This is a genomic window from Phytoactinopolyspora limicola, from assembly GCF_011320225.1.
In the GTDB taxonomy this organism is placed as follows: domain Bacteria; phylum Actinomycetota; class Actinomycetes; order Jiangellales; family Jiangellaceae; genus Phytoactinopolyspora; species Phytoactinopolyspora limicola.
The window spans coordinates 541,358-558,215 of the sequence record NZ_JAAOEN010000003.1 but is presented as its reverse complement, the minus strand read 5'-3'; the positions used below and the strand labels follow the sequence as shown (position 1 = coordinate 558,215).

General features: G+C 68.6%; 17 protein-coding genes. 9 read left to right on the top strand and 8 right to left on the bottom strand.

Going from position 1 to position 16,858, the window contains the following annotated elements; genetic code table 11:
* The first annotated feature begins 4 nt into the window (after positions 1–4).
* Entirely contained in the window at positions 5–325 is a 321-nt protein-coding gene (locus G8760_RS11460) for a putative quinol monooxygenase (RefSeq protein WP_166350976.1), read from the top strand.
* Between the two features lie 420 nt (positions 326–745).
* Here G8760_RS11460 and G8760_RS11455 read toward each other — a convergent pair whose 3' ends face one another.
* From G8760_RS11455 to G8760_RS11420, 8 genes are all read right to left on the bottom strand, one after another.
* Positions 746–2,368, bottom strand: a complete 1,623-nt coding sequence (locus G8760_RS11455; protein WP_166350974.1) for an ABC transporter permease — start codon at positions 2,366–2,368, stop codon at positions 746–748.
* Positions 2,369–2,374: 6 nt separating this feature from the next.
* Entirely contained in the window at positions 2,375–3,292 is a 918-nt protein-coding gene (locus G8760_RS11450; protein ID WP_166350972.1) for an ABC transporter ATP-binding protein, read from the bottom strand.
* A gap of 2 nt (positions 3,293–3,294) precedes the next feature.
* Complete coding sequence (locus tag G8760_RS11445) at positions 3,295–3,684, bottom strand: hypothetical protein (RefSeq protein ID WP_166350970.1); 390 nt, start codon at positions 3,682–3,684, stop codon at positions 3,295–3,297.
* Between the two features lie 91 nt (positions 3,685–3,775).
* The gene (locus G8760_RS11440; protein ID WP_207782249.1) at positions 3,776–4,933 is read right to left on the bottom strand and encodes a sensor histidine kinase; all 1,158 of its coding nucleotides are present in this window, start codon (positions 4,931–4,933) and stop codon (positions 3,776–3,778) included.
* 99 nt (positions 4,934–5,032) lie between these two features.
* Positions 5,033–5,698, bottom strand: a complete 666-nt coding sequence (locus G8760_RS11435; protein ID WP_166350968.1) for a response regulator — start codon at positions 5,696–5,698, stop codon at positions 5,033–5,035.
* A gap of 79 nt (positions 5,699–5,777) precedes the next feature.
* Positions 5,778–6,116: a hypothetical protein gene (locus G8760_RS11430; protein WP_166350966.1), complete on the bottom strand. Its 339-nt coding sequence runs from the start codon at positions 6,114–6,116 to the stop codon at positions 5,778–5,780.
* A gap of 29 nt (positions 6,117–6,145) precedes the next feature.
* Positions 6,146–7,417: an MFS transporter gene (locus G8760_RS11425; protein WP_166350964.1), complete on the bottom strand. Its 1,272-nt coding sequence runs from the start codon at positions 7,415–7,417 to the stop codon at positions 6,146–6,148.
* Positions 7,418–7,528: 111 nt separating this feature from the next.
* Positions 7,529–8,140 carry a TetR/AcrR family transcriptional regulator gene (locus tag G8760_RS11420; protein WP_166350962.1) on the bottom strand — a complete coding sequence of 204 codons (612 nt, stop codon included), beginning with the start codon at positions 8,138–8,140 and terminating at the stop codon, positions 7,529–7,531.
* A gap of 85 nt (positions 8,141–8,225) precedes the next feature.
* Here G8760_RS11420 and G8760_RS11415 point away from each other — a divergent pair, with 85 nt between their 5' ends.
* The 8 genes from G8760_RS11415 (at position 8,226) to G8760_RS31095 (ending at position 16,691) form a co-directional block, all read left to right on the top strand.
* Positions 8,226–9,131 (top strand): LLM class flavin-dependent oxidoreductase, encoded by a 906-nt coding sequence (locus G8760_RS11415; RefSeq protein WP_166350960.1) that lies wholly within the window; start codon positions 8,226–8,228, stop codon positions 9,129–9,131.
* A 54-nt stretch (positions 9,132–9,185) separates the two neighbouring features.
* The gene (locus G8760_RS11410; protein ID WP_166350958.1) at positions 9,186–9,632 is read left to right on the top strand and encodes a YybH family protein; all 447 of its coding nucleotides are present in this window, start codon (positions 9,186–9,188) and stop codon (positions 9,630–9,632) included.
* Position 9,633: 1 nt separating this feature from the next.
* Entirely contained in the window at positions 9,634–11,652 is a 2,019-nt protein-coding gene (locus G8760_RS11405) for a hydantoinase/carbamoylase family amidase (RefSeq protein ID WP_166350956.1), read from the top strand.
* Positions 11,649–12,842, top strand: a complete 1,194-nt coding sequence (locus G8760_RS11400; protein ID WP_166350954.1) for a M20 metallopeptidase family protein — start codon at positions 11,649–11,651, stop codon at positions 12,840–12,842. Before G8760_RS11405 ends, G8760_RS11400 begins: the two co-directional genes overlap by 4 nt.
* A complete protein-coding gene (locus tag G8760_RS11395; protein WP_166350951.1) occupies positions 12,839–13,702 on the top strand; it encodes a DUF1028 domain-containing protein in 864 nt (287 codons plus the stop codon). Before G8760_RS11400 ends, G8760_RS11395 begins: the two co-directional genes overlap by 4 nt.
* On the top strand, positions 13,699–14,583 hold the full coding sequence (locus G8760_RS11390) for a dimethylarginine dimethylaminohydrolase family protein (protein ID WP_166350949.1): 885 nt from the start codon (positions 13,699–13,701) through the stop codon (positions 14,581–14,583). Before G8760_RS11395 ends, G8760_RS11390 begins: the two co-directional genes overlap by 4 nt.
* 474 nt (positions 14,584–15,057) lie before the next feature.
* Positions 15,058–16,617 carry a hypothetical protein gene (locus G8760_RS30255; RefSeq protein ID WP_246222506.1) on the top strand — a complete coding sequence of 520 codons (1,560 nt, stop codon included), beginning with the start codon at positions 15,058–15,060 and terminating at the stop codon, positions 16,615–16,617.
* A complete protein-coding gene (locus G8760_RS31095) occupies positions 16,554–16,691 on the top strand; it encodes a response regulator transcription factor (RefSeq protein ID WP_425502312.1) in 138 nt (45 codons plus the stop codon). The genes G8760_RS30255 and G8760_RS31095 overlap by 64 nt, the downstream gene beginning before the upstream one ends.
* Positions 16,692–16,858 lie beyond the last annotated feature (167 nt).

Sequence of the window (16,858 nt, the reverse complement as noted above, 5' to 3'; positions counted from 1 at the left end):
CACCATGTCCGAGTTCACTCTGATCGCTGGGTTCACCGCAAAGCCGGGCCACGAGCAGCGGTTGCGCGACGAGCTCAACGCCATGATCGCACCATCGCTCGCCGAGCCCGGCTGCCTCGCTTACCGACCGCACGTCGACGCGACTCACCACAACAGGATGATCATCGTCGAGGAGTGGGCGAGTCAGGCCGCGCTCGACCACCACTTCACCACTGCGCATTTCCGGCACGTGGCGGCCGTGCTGGACGAGATCCTGGCCGAGCCGTTCACGCTGGCCCGGCTGGTCCGCGTTGACGATTGCGCGGGCGGAAGGGCGGTGACATAAGGATCTTCGATCTGGCGGGTCACGGCTGCCACAATCGGCACCTGCACAGGCGTGAAGCGTTCCGGGTGGTCTACGGCAGATGCTGGCGTGCGCATCCGCTATGGTCGGCCCCGGCCGCGTGGGTGACGGCGCGGTCGGGCCCAGCTACGACGGCGCAGGCCAGAAAGGCTCGACAGCCTCGCTCCCGCCCAGGCAGCGGAAGCTGTGGTGCGTTTCGCCACGCTCGACTCGGATGGGCCAACCGGCGGATTCCACAGCGATGACGGCCCGATCCCCTGATAGCGCCCAAGGGGTCGGACCGGAGCGAGACGTTGTGGCCCTACCTCGATCGACGAAGGTCGGAGTGCGCCTGACCCCGGTAGTCTTCACCGAGCGGCGTCACTGACGCGGCGGGCAGCCTGGATAGTGTTTCGGGGCACTTTAGTCTCGGTCGAACCGACGCAGCGCGTTGGTCATGACGACGACGACCAATAGGGCCGACGTGACCAGAAATGTCATGGCTACCTGGACGTGCGCGGAGTCGCTGCCTGCGCGTAGGGCGCCCATGTAGTCGAAGACGGCAAGGCCGTTGGCCACCGTGTACCACAGCGGTAGATAGATGGCCTGGAAGAGGCGGTGGGTGCGGCTCAGCGCGCCCAGCGCCAACGCCAGGGATGGGATGAACAGGGCACCGCCTACCCAGGCGGCCACCCCGGCCCACTCGGCCGCCGCCACCAGTCGTAACAGCGGTCCGGATCCGACCACGGCGGTCAGGGTGAAACCCGCGCTCCATTCCGCGGCGACTCGGCGGCGTACCGCGGGGTAGGCGCCGAGCAGGCGTCCTACCCCGTGCTCGTGGCTCTGGGTGCCGAGGCGCGACCAGATCAGCATGGGCCAGACCCAGGCGAGCGGGAGCATGACCCGGGTGACACCGTCAAGCGGCGCGCTGAGCCCGGCGAGCAGGAGCAATGCGGCTCCGGTCCACCACCACCAGGACACGCCCTGCACCAGGACCCGGATTTCGCCGAGCCACATACGAATCGAGACCGAGCCGGTCTCGGGGCGGGTACGCACGACGGCCGCGACGTCGAGTCGCTGGTCCGCCGGGTGCGACAGCTCGTCGACGACGACCGGCTCAGGTGCGTCGGCGGGCGTGGCACCCTGGCGGCCGGCACCCGGAACGAGACGGAGCCCGCGCGGACTCTGGAGGGATCTGGCGGGGTCGAAGCGGCCGAACCACAGGGCCGGCAGCAGTGCGATGGCCGCGGCGAGTAGCACCATCGCCAACCGGTCCAGCACATAGCCCGCGTTGGGGGTGAACCCGTCCCAGACGAACAGGCTGAGCGGATCGTCCAGGTAGGTCAATCCGAGACTGAAGTCCCCGCTGACTTCCAGGTCTTGGGCGACCATGTCCTGGTGGATCGCCTGGACGACGCTGTTCACGCCGATGCCGTCGAGAGGCAACCCAGGCCCTTGGCCGGCGGTGGCGATGACGAGCCACATGCAGAACCAGAGCACATTGCCGAGACCCGTACGCAACAAGGGCAACGACTCGAAGAGAAGCGCGAGCGCAGCCGTCAACGCCACCAGGGGCAGTGCCACGAGAAGGAAGGGCTGCCAGAGGGCGATCAGGTCGACCTGCCGGGACTCGCCGCGGGCCAGTTGCATCACCAGAGCCGTGCAGGCGAGCACGCCCAGCATCGACCCCAGCAGCAATAGGTTGCTGAGGAACTTGCCGGCTAGATAGGTCGAGGTGCGTAGTGGTGCGGCGGCGAGCAGGTGCCCTACGCGGGTACTGCGGTCACGTTCGATGGAGTTCCGGACGATGTAGAAGCCACAAAGGGTCAGCCATAGGCCGCTGGCCAGCGCCGTCACCGTTCCGACGTAGGCGCTGTTGTAGATGCCTCGGTGGTCGCCGAGCTGCATGATCATCCACTTGGCGTCTGGGCTGGGCACCGCCACGTAGCCGAGAAGGGCGGCACCGAGCAGGATCACCACATAGGCCGGTCGGCGCACCCGGTCCCGGAAGTCGGCGACGGCGAGCCCCGCGAGCATTCGCGTCATGGCCGGTCACGCGGTCCGCGCGGGGTGCCGTTGTTGCTGCCCGCCGAGCCTCGGCGGGCCCTCCGCGCCCCGGACAACAGCGAGATAGGCGTCCTCGAGATCGGGGGCCAGCGGCTCCGCCTCACCCGCCGGGCGTTCCTGGGCGAGGAGACGTATCCGGACGCCCTTGATGGTCCGCACCATCCGGATGACCGTGTACTGCGACTGGATCAGCGCGACGGAGCCGGGGTCCACCAGCATCTCCCACACCTGTCCGGCAGCCGAGCGCAGCAGCTCCTCGGGTGTGCCGCGGCTCTGCAGCCGCCCGCCTGCGACCACCGCGATGTCGGACGCGACGGACTCCACATCCGAGACGATGTGGGTGGAGAGCAGGACCACCCGGTCAGCGGCCAGGTCGCTGAGCAGATTGCGAAACCGGACCCGCTCCTCCGGGTCGAGCCCCGCGGTGGGCTCGTCGACGATGATCACCTGCGGGTCGCCGAGCAGTACCTGGGCGATGCCGACCCTACGTAATTGGCCGCCCGAGTACTTACCCAATGGACGCTTCACCACCTCGGTGAGGTTGACGAGTTCCAGGAGCTCGTCGATGCGCGGTTTGGCCGATTTGGCTGACAGGCCCTTAGCCGAAGCGAGGTAGAGCAGAAACTCGCTCGAGGTCAGGTTGGGGTAGACACCGAAGTCTTGCGGCAGATAGCCCAGCGCCTTGCGCAACGCCTGTGGCCGGGCCACCGCGTTCTCTCCGTGGAAGAGCAGCTTTCCGCTGGTGGGCCGGGTGACGGTGGCGGCGATACGCATCAGCGACGACTTACCCGCGCCGTTGGGGCCCAGCAGCCCGAGCATGCCGGGCTGGAGGCTGAGGGTCAGGCCGTCCACCGCGCGTTTGCCGCCCCGGTAGACCTTGGTGATGTCGAGGAGTTCCAGCATGGTTACTTCGTCTCCAGTTCGACGCCGTCTTTGACGACGGTGAGCCCTTTCGGGATCTCCACCTCGAACTTCGCGTCGCAGATGGCAATGCCACTGCAGCCGGCGTCGATCTCGAGGGCGTCACCCTCGAGCTCCCACACCAGGCGCTGGTTGCCGGCCCTGGAGTCGAACCAGCGGGTGACCTTGATGTCGTCCCGGTCCGTCACGATGACCTTGGTGGCGACCTCGTTCGTATCGAGATGCAGGGTGTCGCCTGAGTACGAGAAGGTCTTCGACTCCGGATCCGCCGAGGAGGCGTCCACACCGCAGCCGACGATGCTCAGCGTGGTGGCGAGCGCCGCCACCGCGGCGATGGTGGCAGGCTGCTTCGAGCGCGTCGTCCAAGACGCCATGGTTCCTCCTGAGGTGTGGGTTGATGCACTGCCTCAGAGCATGGCGAGTCGGGGAGGGCACGCACATCTGCCGATCGGCAGATATCTCGGATCAGCGAGGCGCGGGGAACAGGCAGGTGACCCGCCAGCCGTCGTCGTGGGGACGGGCGTCCAGCGCGCCGCCCAGGGCGCTGACCCGGGCGGCGAGGCCCGCCAAACCGGTGCCGCCGGCCTGCCGGGTGGTGGGGGCCGCGCCACCCCCGTCGTCCACGATGGTGACCTCGACTGCTCCGTCGTCGGTCCTCCGGGCGACGACGTCCACCCGGCCCGCGCGCGCGGCGTGCCGGCGGACGTTGGTCAGCGCCTCCAGGACTACCCGGTACGCCGTGTCCTGGATCTCCCGAGAGACGGCGTCGAGCAGGCCAGGCGGCAGGGACAGCCGCACCTCGGCCGGGGACGTCGCGGAGAACCGGTCGACCAACTCGACCAGGTCCGCCGGCCCGTGCTGCCGGGTAGACGGCGGCTCACCGCGTTCCTCTTCCGCGGCGCGCAGCGCGGCGATGGTCTGGTCCGTGGAACCCAGGGCCCGCTGTCCCGCCTGCTCGATCCGGGCGAGGATCTCTCGGTACTCCGTCGGCGCCAGGTCCTCGAACTGTGCGGCCTGCGACTCCACGACGATGCCGGTCACCTCGTGCGCGACGAAGTCGTGCAGGTTGGCGGCGACCTCGAGCCGCTGCTGCCGTCTGGCCTGCTGGACGGCACGGACCCGACGGTTCTCCAGCGCACGCAGATACAGGCCCACACCCGCGGCGCAGGCGGCCGGTAAGACGGCCACCGCCACCACGAACACCGACTCACGCAGCCCGGAGGACGGTTCGTGGAGAGTGAAGCGCAGCGGGAGCAGGATCGCGGCTGCGCCGGTGAGCGCGCCGATGGCCGCCACCCGCGGGGTCGGCACCCACCGGATCACCCGCACCAAGAGCACGAGCAGCGCGGCCAGCTCGAACGGTAACCACACCAGCGCGTGCCCCGGCTGGCCGAAGTAAGCGAGGTTCAGCGCCAGCGAGAGGGCGGCGGTGCAGCCGGCGGCGACGCTGAGCGTGACCCGGCCGATCGGCCACGCCAGGATCGCGACGGCGAGGACCAACGCGGCCGTTATCGCCAGCGGATAGGTACTGGGGGGTGTCATGACGGCAGGCACCAGCATCAACGCAGCTGCCATCGCACTCACGCGCCGACGGCCGCCACGGATGGTGGTTTCGTAGGTCATGGAAGCGAGGCTACGCACAGTTTCCGGACCGTGAGCGGTGAGCACACGTATGGATTCCGCGCATCCGCCGAACGGCAGATCCGTGGCCGCGGGCCTCGCTCAGCCTGGTGTCCGGCCAGTGGCGTACCCGAGCTCCCAGGCGCGAACGGCTACCCCCACCCGGTTGCGCACCCCCATTTTCCGCTGGATGCTCGCCACGTGGGTCTTGACCGTACCGGCCGAGATGAACAACTCGGCCGCGATGTCGGAGTTCGTCAGTCCCTCGGCCACCTTGCCGGCGATCTCGATCTCCCGCTCGGTCAGGGCCGAGTCCCGATACTTGCGCCTGGTCGTCGCGGCGCCGGTGACGTGTTGCAACAGCCGTACGGTGACGGATGGGCTGATCAGACTGTCGCCCGTCATCGCCGCTCGTACCGCCTCCATGAGCAACGTCGGCCCCGAGCGCTTGAGAACGAACCCGGACGCCCCGAAGCGCAGCGCCGGGTAGACGTACTCGTCCAGGTCGAACGTGGTGATGACGACCACCCGGATCGGATCGCGCACCTCTGGTCCGGCGAGCTGGCGGGTCACCGCCAAGCCATCCATCCGCGGCATCCGGATGTCCACCAGGGCCACGTCTGGCTTCAGCGTGCGAGCCAACTCCACGGCGTCGACGCCATTGTCCGCCTCCCCGACGACCTGCATGTCGGTCTGGCTCTCCACGATGCGCCGAATGCCCCGTCGGACCATCTCCTGGTCGTCGGCGATCAGTATGCGGATAGTCACAGCAGGAGATTCTGCCGTATGACGTCGGCGCGCCTCGGCTGCTTCGGGGCCGCAAGGAGCCGGCCCCTATTCGCGCGGGCTAGGGGTGTCGGGTGCCGGTAACGGCGCCGTTGGGCATGAGCATTCCGGCTTTGGCTGATCCGGTCAGGGTGTCGCCGGCAACGGTGACATCGAAGTCGAGGTGGACGGAGACCGGCCGGGTCACGTCCGCGCCCCAGGTTGCTCGCAGCGTTCCGCCCTCGCCGGGTTTGATCGTGACGTTCGACAGGGCGACTGTCTCCGCGTTGGCGGTGCTCGTGCCGTGGACCCGGCCGTCGGTTTCGGCGAACTCGAAGACGATAGAGATCGGTCCGAGCGGGCTGGCGAGTGTGGCGTGCCAGGTTCCAGTGAGGGCGTTCAAGGCGTTTCCTTCCGGCATGGTGTTTCCTTCCGAGTGTGCGGCAGGGGTCAACGTGTCGCCCGGATGAGGACGACGATCGCGCCGCTGGCCAGAACGGAGATGCCAGCGATCACGAACATCAGCACGTATCCGGACAGGCTGATCAGTCCGGCGGCAACGGCAGGGCCGATGGCGATGGCGATCAGGGTGGCGACATTGATGAGGCTGAGGTCGCGCGCCCGGCGTTCTTGGTCGGGCAGGAGCTGGATGACCATCGCCATGCTGACGGCCTCATAGGCGCCGAACCCGATTCCGGTCAGTGCCGCCAGCACGAGTACGCCGTTCCAGCTACCGGTGAAGGCGCCCAGGAAGGCACCGCCGGCGAAAATGATGGTGGCGCCGACGATGTAGACCTTGTGGCGGTGGGTCCGGTCGGCGAGTGTCCCGGCGGTCAGGGCGGCGATGATGACACACGGGGTATAGATCGCGGTGAGGATGAGGACGCCTTCATCGGTCGAGCTGTTCGGGTGCAGCCGTTCGTATCGGATGACGTCCTGCAGGTAGTAGAACAGGTACGACAACGCGGCGTTCTGCCCGAGTGCGAACAGGAACCGGTGGATCCAGGCGAGCGAGAAGTCGCGGCTCTGGGGCAGGGCGCGCAGCAGGCGGGGTGCCGTGGACTTCGGGCGTGCGGATGGCTGGGTGCGATCCGGGCGTGCGGATGGCTGGGTGCGATCACCGCGGAGCGTGAGCAGGAAGAGCAGGTGCGATGTCGCGATGATGGCGGCCAGAATCGGGTAGGTGAGCCGGGCTGAGCCGGTGAACGCCTGGACTGCGGTTCCTAGGACGGGGGCGACGGCCCACGAGATCCCGAGGCAGGCCGAGGCCACCCCGCGCCGGTCGACGGGGACCAGGTCGGGGATGGTCGCTGTCAACGGGGCCATGAGCATGTTCGCGCCCAGTTGCAGCATGCTCCACCACAGCACCAGCTCGGCAAGAGATCCGGCGTTCCCGGCGGTCAGCGAGGCGGGGAGGATCACTGCCAGCCCGGCGATGATCCAGGGACGACGGCGGCCGAGGCGGCTGCGGGTGGCGTCGCTCAGCCGCCCGATGAGCGGGTTGCCGACGATGCCGACCACACCACCGATGCCGGTGACCATGGCCAGGGCGAAGATGCGCTGCTGCGGCGCAAGTTCGGCCACCTGGGAGGGGATGGTGGACAGGACCGGGCCGAGGATCATCGCCCACAGGCTTGTGCTCGCCATGGTGAGCGCGGGGTAGTAGGAGGCGCTCAGCCGGGCGGGTGTGGGCGCGCTGGTACGAGCGCCGGACGCGGTCATGGATTCCCCTGCCTTTATATTGGCCAGGTGGCCAATATAAGCCGCCGGATGTGAGCCGTGTCAATGGTCAGCGTCGAAGATCCTGGCGGCTAGGTGAGCGGCGACCGGGGTTCAGTCGTCTAGTTCGGGCACCGCGGCGCCGAAGGCGCGCAGTGTCATGTCGATGATGTCGCGCTGGCGCTGTGGGTCCTGGCGTTCTGGATAGAGGGCAGTCTGCACGCCGAGGCCGTCGATCATGGCGACGAATGCCTCGGCGACCCGGCTGGCGTCGTGTGTGGTGTCCAGTTCGCCGCGGACCTGGGCGTCGCGGACCAGGACCTCTAGTGCACGCTGCCATTCCGCGTAGGTGTGCCAGCGCTCGTCTGCGACGGCCGGGTTGCCGAGTGCGTACCCCCAAAGGGCGAGCTCGATCTGTTCGCCGGTGCGGCCGGCGTCGTCGGCGGGGAGTGCGGCCAGCAGGGCCTGGCGCAGTGCTGCCGCTCCGTTGAGGCCGGTGAGCTCGGCCTGAATGCGTTCGGCCAGCAGGTTGTAGGAGCGCTGTAGGGCGGCGCGCAGAATCTCGTCCTTGCTGTCGAAGTAGTGCGCGATGATGCCGTGCGACACGCCGGCCTCGCGGGCGATCTCGCGAGTGGTTGTGCCGGGCAGGCCGGCATTCGCGACGACGCGCAGGCAGGCGTCGACGAGTTCGAGTCTGCGGGCGGCGTGGTCGACGATCTTCGGCATGGTCAACGAGGGTACCGGTGTGAGTTGACCGCGGCTGCCCAGTGGTTTATTTTGGCCAAATGGCCAATAAAAGGCGGGTGGTGTCATGCGCATCAGCGTGAGTTTCAGCGGGTTCGCCCCGATCAACACGTCGCTGCAGGTTGCCGAGCAGGCGGAACAGGCCGGGCTGGACGGCCTCTGGTACTGCGAGCACGTCGGATTCCGCGACGCGATCGTGCCCGCCGCGGTGATGATCAACAAGTTTCCGGGGCTCGACGTCGGCGTCGTCGGCCCTGCACCGGTCAGCCGGCACCCCGCCGTGCTGGCGATGGAGCTGGCCGGGCTGTCCGAACTGGGGCCGGGCCGGGTCCGCGCCCAGCTGGGTCTCGGTGATGCCCGCCTGGTCTCCCGGATCGGAGGCGAGACCGGCTCGCTGGCGCACGTGCGCGAATATGTCGGCGCGACCCGCGGCGCCCTCGCGGGAGAGGCACTCACCGGCACATTTGCCCGCCATGTCTTCGACGGGTATCAGACGATGCCGCAAGCGGTTCCGCCGGCGCTGGACGTGATGGCGATCCGCCCGCGCATGTTGGAGCTATCCGCCGAGATCGCTGACGGTGTATCGCTGTCGACCGGCGCTTCGATGGAGTACCTCGCCGCTTCTGTGGAACGCGTCGAACGGGTACTGACGGCCAACGGGCGGGCGCGCGAGTCATTCCGAGTGACCGCCCAGGCATTCGGCGCCATCACCTCAACGGCTGCCGAGGCCGCCGACCGGCTCCGGCCAACCCTGGGGATCTTCTCGCCGCAGGTGCTCGACATCATCGCGCCCGGCTGCGACCCCGCCACCGACGTGGCCCGGATGGCGGTGGCCTGCACCCCCGACGACGTGGCCGCACGCATCAGCGAATACCGCCAGGCAGGCGTGGACGAGATCGCCATCGACCTCGCCGCCGCCCCGGACGAAGCGCCCACAGCCCTGGCCGCACTCGCGGCCGCCCGCGCCGGCTGACCCCCGGGATGAGCGGAGACCGAAGGCACTCGCGCAGAGAACGAAGGGACAGGCATGACCGACATGACCGCTGATCTTGAGGCCATCAAAGCGCTACACGAAGGCTGGGTGCGAGCCAACAGCGACGCCGATGACGAATGGCTGCGCGAAAACGTCCATCCCGGCCTGGTGATGTGGAACACCGTCGGGTCGAACTTTTTCGGCCGGGATGCCCTGATCGAGCTGTGGAAGACGCTTCGGCAGATCGTGGCCGACGCCGGTCGCGGTCCCGGGCTGTCCGAAGCGTGGGACGAGGGCTACATCATCGAGGGCGACCTCGCCGTGGTCCACTGCATGAGCCGGCTGGCGGTCGATTTCGGCTCTGACGCGGGTGCCGAAGCCGGTGGTGCGCTTGACCAGGTTTATCGCTGCACCGAGGTCTACCGCCGCGAAAACGGGCGCTGGCTGATGGTGCACTACCACGGCTCGCCCCATACGCCGGGCCTGCTCGGAGGGTCCTGATATGACATTCGTGCCTGTCGAGTGTGCCGGTGCCAGCGGCGTGGTCGCAGGCTGGGAACGGTCAGCCATGCCGGACGCGCACGTTGTCGTCACCCTGGTGCACGGCATCAACGGCATCGCCGATGAGTGGCGAGGTTTCGCCGGCGTGCTGCCAGACACCTTCCGCGTCATCGCCGTCGACCTGCCTGGCCACGGTGGATCGCAGCTTGGCGGCGAGTTCGACCTGGACGGCTGCGTGGACGCCGTCGTCCGGATGCTGCGTGCCCGCGGCGTCAGCCGCACACACGTGCTGGGGTCGTCGTTTGGTGGCGGTGTGGCGCTTGCCCTTGCGGCGAAACATCCCGAGCTCGTGCGGACTGTCGCGACGGTTGGGACCGGACCGGGGGCGGAGCGGGACATGTTCGCTTTGATGGCCGCTGCCGTTCGGGAACGTGGACCGGCGGAGTTCTTCGCCGAGACGATCCGGACCTACTCGTACCCGCCGGGAACACCGGACCAGGTGATCGCCGCCGCCGCCGGGCGAGCATCCCAGCGTGACGTCGACGAGGCGGTGGCGATTCTGGAGGCAGGGTTCTGTACGCCGCTGACGCCGATCGCGGGTTTGGTGAGTGTGCCGCGGCTGATCATCGGGGGAGCGGCCGATCGGACCAATGGTCCCGACCGGGTCCGGGCGCTGGCCGCGGCCTGTTCCACCGAGGCACATATCGTGCCCGGCCTCGGGCACCTGCCGCACGTCGACCGATCCGAACGGCTGGCCGCGTTGCTGCGGGCCTACTGGGCGCTGCCGGTTGATCCGACGCGTGTCACCCGGGACCTCGCCGCGCTGGAAGCCCGCACCCGAGACGCCGGCGGCGTGCAGCGCCTGTGCTGGACCCCGACGTGGCAATCGGGGCGCGAGCTGTTCGGCCAGCTGGTGTCCGACATCCCCGGTGTCACTCTCGCGCAGGATGCGGCCGGCAACCTGCATGCCACACTCGCCGGCCGATCTGAGCGCACACTCGTCCTCGGAAGTCACCTGGATTCGGTCCCCGACGGTGGCAACCTGGACGGCGCCTACGGTGTCATGTCCGCACTCGAAATCCTGCGGACCCTGGCCGCGGAGCCGGATCCGCCCGCTCTCACGATTCGGGTGACCGACTGGGCCGACGAAGAAGGTGCCCGTTTTGGGCGCAGCCTGTTTGGTTCGGGGATCGCCGCAGGATCCCTTGACGTAGAGGCGTTTGCCCAGCTCAGCGACCGAGACGGGAACACGCCCGCCGACGTGCTCCCCGCATACGGCGTCGAACTGGAGCGGCTGAGCGAGGCACGAGCGACGATGCGAGACGTCGTGGCCTACCTTGAGCTGCACATCGAGCAGGGGCCGCGGTTGGAAGCCTCCGGCAAGTCATTGGCAGCCGTCACCGGGTCGCTGGGTGTCGAGCGGCACCGGGTGACTCTGCGCGGCACCCCGTCACATGCGGGCGGCACACCGATGGACGTGCGTCGCGACCCGGTCACCGCCGCCGCGCGGTTCCTCGTGTGGGCACGCGACCTGGCTCTGGAAACCGGTGGGCTGGTGACCTGCGGGGCGATCGACGCGTCCCCGGGTACTCCCACCGCGGTGGCGGACACGGCTGTGTTCACCCTCGACGTCCGGCACGAGGACGCGCGGCGGCTGGCCGATCTGTGGCAGCGGCTGAGCGCCACCCTCGATGACATCTGCGCAGCCGAGGGGGTCGTGGTGGAGTTGGAACAGTTATGGCGCACTGACCCGGTGCACTTCGATCCGAAGCTCGTCGACGCCGCGGCCGGAGTCGTCGGTGTGCTCTGCGACAGTTCGCCACGGCTGGTCAGCGGCCCGCTTCACGACGCGTGTGAGATGGCCCGGTCCGGTGTGCCAACGGCGATGCTGTTCGTGGCGAGCCTCGGCGGGGTCAGTCACTCGGCGCAGGAACGCACCGACATCATCCATCTTCATGAAGGAGTGCGCGCACTGGCCGCGCTGACCACCGCCGTCGTCGCACAAGGCGAACCGTCATGATCACTGAACCCACGGCTGAGAGCGCACTGCGGCACGAGGCCGAGATGATGACGGCGAGGCTCGTGCAGTGGCGGCGCGACCTGCATCGGCGCCCCGAACTGGGGCTGCACCTACCGCTGACGCAGCAGTACGTCCTCGACGCGCTCGCCGGCCTCCCCTTGACCATCAGCACCGGGCAGCAGCAGAGTTCGGTTCTGGCTCGGCTCGATGGCACCGGTAGCGGACCGACGATCCTGCTCCGGGCCGACATGGACGCTCTGCCCGTCGACGAACCCGCCGGAGTGCCGTTCCGCTCGCGGCACCCGGGTGTCATGCACGCATGTGGGCACGACGCACACACCGCGATGCTGCTGGGCGCGGTGCACCTGCTGGCCCGACGTCGCGACCGGTTCGCCGGGACCGTACTGTTCGCCTTTCAGCCGGGAGAGGAAGGCCACGGCGGAGCACGAATACTGCTGGACGAAGGCGCCGTCGACGGCGTCGACGAAGCCTACGCATTGCATATAGCGCCACCCTTGCCAACGGGGCTGCTGGCGACGCGGGCTGGCACGATCATGGCTTCAAGTGATCCGTTTGAAGTCGTCGTGTCCGGCAAGGGTGGTCACGGCTCCGCCGCGACCCGGGGTGGAGCCGTGACAGCGGCCGCAGCGGTGACGACGGCCATTGCGGACCTGGGGCAGACGATGGTGAAGGCGGCCGAACCTGGCATCGTGTCGGTGGGTGTACTCCGGGCCGGTGCGGCTCCCAACGTGCAGCCGACCCGGGCGTCGCTGAGCGGCACCCTGCGTGCCTACACCGACGGCGCACGACGTGATGCGCGCGAGCGGCTGCGACACCTCGTCGAACGGGTGTGCGCGGAGCACGGCGTGGCAGGCAGCGTCGCCTGGCCAGGGCCGAACGCTCCAGCGACCGTCAACGCCGAGGCCGCCTACACTCGCGCGTGCGCCGCTGCCCAGCACGTGGCCGGAGAGCATGCGGTGCTGACATTGCAGGAGCCGGTCGCCGCGGCCGAAGACTTCGGACTGATCGCCGAACACGTGCCGGCCGCCATGGTCTTCGTCGGTGCGGGCGCCGCCGACGCGGGTGACGTTCACGCGCCGACCCTGCGGATAGACGAGAAGTGCCTGCCGATCGGCGCCGCCCTGTACGCCGCGATCGTGGAGGAACGAGACGGACCGGAGCGCCCATGACCTACTCGATCGTCGCCCGCAACGAGACCACTGGTGAACTTGGGGTGGCCGTGGCTTCGCACGCTTTCGCGATCGGACGCGACGTCGTCTTCGCCCGCCCCGGCGTCGGCGCGGTGGCCACTCAGGGCGTGCCCGATCCGGGGCACGGCGAGCGACTGCTCGACCTGTTGGCCGCCGGAGCTTCCGCGGACGAGGCGCTGGCGGCGGTCACTGCCGCCGACGGCGCCCAGCAGTTGCGGCAGACCGCCGTGGTCGGCGTGCGCGCATCGCCGGCCGTGCACCGCGGTGCGCTGTGTATTCCTCACGCGGGACACACGGTCGGCGGTGGCTTCGTCTGCCAGGGAAATCTGCTCGCCGTGGACCGTACGTGGGAGAAGATGGCCGCTGCCTATCGCAACACCTCAGGGGAGTGGGAAGACCGGCTGCTGGCAGCGTTGGAGGCCGGTTTGAGCGCGGGCGGCGACCTGCGTGGCCAGCAGGCCGCGGCCATCCTCGTCGTCGGGCCCGAGCCCGGGTCACGCCCGCGGACCAGCCTGCGCATCGACGACCATGCGCAGCCCCTGGCCCAGTTGCGGCGCCTGCTCGATCTTGACCGGGCCGACCGGCGGCTGCGGGCGGCGATCAGCGTGGTGACCGGCGGCCCCGGAGATCGACGCCGGGCCATCCAGTCGCTGCGGGAAGTACAGCGGGTCTTCGGCCCGGCCAACCGCGAACCGGACTTCTGGGCCGCGATGATTGCTGAGATCGCCGGCGGCGCGGACACCTGCCCCGACGACGATCGCTGGCAGGAGCTCCGTCGTCGCCTGCACAAACTCATGTCACCGAGCACATCTGAACTGTCCGAGGAAGAGAAGCCATGATTCAGATCTCGAACCCCAGTGATGTCGCCCCTTTGACGGACGTGATCGTCGGCCCCTCCAAGCGATTCGGGTGGTGGGACTTGATCTGGGGATCCCTGCGCTACCCGGACCTGGCCAGCCTGCGATACGCGTCGAACAACCGCGTACGTGTCCCCAAGCATGATCTCGCCCAACGCCAGCACTCCGCCTTCGTCAAGGTGCTCCGGGACGCCGGAGCCACTGCGCGCACGTTGGAAGACCTGTCCGACGTGTCGATCCAGCTCTACCCACGCGACCTCGCTTTCGCCGTCGACGATGTACTTTTCCTGGCCCGCTCGCGCGACCCGATCCGGCGCAAGGAACAGCGCGCACTCGACCCGCTGCTTCCCAAGATGTCGCGGGTGGAGCGCCTGGACGGCGGGCTCATCGAAGGCGGCGACGTCATCGTCACCAACAGCGACGTTCTGGTTGGGCTCAGCGAGGCCACCAACCTCGCCGGCGTCACCGCACTGCGCGAGGCGTTCGCCCGGACCGGGATCACACGTGAGGTTGTGCCGATCGAGTTCTCCGGGCGTGGGGTTGTGCACCTAGACACGAAGTTCACGATGGTTGGGCCGCAGCTCGGGTTCGTCCATTCCGCGGCCCTGACACCCTGCGCGCGCCGGCAACTGGCCGACCGGTTCGAGCTGATCGAGGCGACCGGCGACGAGGCGCGCAGCCTCATGGTCAACACGGTCGCGCTCGCACCGGACCGGATCGTGATCGACCAGCGTGCGCACCGACTGGCCGACGTGCTGCGCGGGAACGGCATTGAGCCGGTGGCGCTGGACTTCTCCGAGGTGACGAAGTTCCCCGGCGGATTCCGGTGTGCAACGTTGCCATTGTCCCGGAGCCGAAGCTAGTGTCGTGCACCGGAAATCCGTGCGCCTGAATTTGGCGCCCAGGCGACGCTGGGGCTGTGAGAACGAACCGGGTGTCGAGTGGCGTCTTGCGCTGGACGTTGGATGTTGAGGGTGGCTGGGCTGGGGGGAGGAGCTGTCGCTGGTTCTCGAGGTTCGGTAGCTGGCAGGCTCTCGCATACCTCAAGAGCGAGGCGGGTCCCCCGCTGCCGGAGGCGTCTCAGGGGCACGGGCCTTAGCGCGCCTCCTTCCTCGGCCTTGCCAGTCAAGCGCCCGGCCCCGCCTACTACCCGACGCCCCACCCCGGCGAACCGGACACGCTGAGCGAGGCCCGGCATGGTCGATCTGCACCACCTGCTCGTAGGACAAGGATCCGATGTGGGTGCCCGGGTTGGTGGCTACGTGTGGTCATGGCACTGTCGGTCCTGACTGGGCAGATCGGGCTAGAGTGAGGCCTGGCGTTGGTAGGAGGCGGACGTGCGTGAGACGTTGGCTGCGGCCTGGGAAGCCCATCGCCGACGTGACTGGCAGGCTGCTCGCAGCGGCTTCATTGAGGCGGCGACTGTTGAGCCGCTGTCGGCTGACGGCACATTCGCGCTCGCCGACGCGGCTTGGTGGCTTGGCCTGGTCGAGGAATCGCTGGCGGTGGGGGAGCAGGCGTACCGTCGCTACCTCGACGGGGATCGGCCCGAGCGGGCCGCGATGGCGGCCATTCATATCGCCGTTGACTTGCTGCTGCGCGGCGACGGCGTGCTCGGGGCCGGATGGATCCGCCGGGCTCAGCGGCTACTGGAGGATCAGCCTGAGGCGCCAGAGCGCGGTTACCTCCTCTACCTGACAGAAGTTGAGGCAGGCCTGGGTGGGCCGGAGTGTGACCAGGTTGCGGCTGCAGCTGTCCGTGTCGGTGCGTTAGGCCGGGAGTGCGCCGATCCGAACCTCGTGGCCTTGGGCATCCTCGGTGAGGGGCGGGCTCTTTTGAAGCAGGGCCGGACGGTGGAAGGATTCGCGCTGCTAGACGAGGCGATGGTAGCGGTGCTTACCGAGGAGTTGAGCCCTGAGTGGGCCGGCAACATCTACTGTCACCTGATGGCTGCGTGCCACGAACTCGGGGACGTCCGGCGCGCCGCGGCGTGGACCCGAGCGACGACGGAGTGGCTCACCACATTGCCCGCGGCGGTGTTGTTCACGGGGATCTGCCGGGTGCACCGGTCTCAGGTGTTGCAGGCGACCGGGGGATGGGACGAGGCCGAGGAGGAAGCGGCCCGGGTCTGCGAGGATCTCGAACACATCCACGTCGCGAGTGCTGCCGAGGCGCACTACCAGGTCGGCGAGCTGCGCCGGCTTCGTGGCGCCTTTGATCAGGCCGAGGACGCCTACGAGCAGGCGCGCGCCCGCGGGCGTGACCCGCAACCCGGCTTGGCGTTGCTGCACCTCGACCGGGGGCGGCAGGGGCTGGCAGCGTCGGCGATCGCGAGCTCGCTAGCAGGCAACGACGACCAGCTGGGGCGGTTGCGGCTGCGTGCCGCTCAGGTCGAGATCGCGCTCCGCGGAGAGGACGTCGAGCTGGCCGAAGAGGCGGCTGAGGAGGTCGCGGCTATCGCCGAGCGGTTTGGTTGCGACGGATTCGTCGCGACGTCGCAGGCCGTCCGCGCCGCCTGCTTGCTCGCGCGGGAACGGCCGGAACCGGCGTTGGCTCTCTTGCGAGCTGCGTGCTGGACATGGCGCGAGCTGGGGTTGTCCTACGACGCCGCCCGAGCAGGGGTACTGCTGGCTCGAGCGTATGCCGCGGTGGGGACCGGGACGGCGCGGCGCGGGAGCTCGAGGCGGCTGGCCGGGTGTTCGAGCGATTGGGTGCGGTCAGCGACACCAGGGTCGTCGCGAGTCTGCTGGGCGAAACTCGCAGTGCTGGCGGGCTCACAGCTCGAGAGATCGAGGTGCTCGCCAAGGTCGCGGCCGGGAGCACGAATCGTCAGATCGCCGAACGATTGGTCATCAGCGAGCGGACTGTGGAGCGTCACCTGTCGAACATCTTCGTGAAACTGGACTGCGGCTCGCGTACCGCCGCTGCCGCGTACGCCCACGAACATGGCCTAGCACCCCGGGCCGGGTAGTAGCGAATTCCTCCCCATCGGTCTGATCTCCCTGGAGCGCCGATGGCCGCAGACCTGCCAGGGCGACGGTGGATGTGGGTGGTTTCACTCACATACGCGTTTGGCGGTTGGGTGGGATGCCCGACGACGGCCGGACGTGCGTCCTCGTAGCGTCGATTCATCCAGAG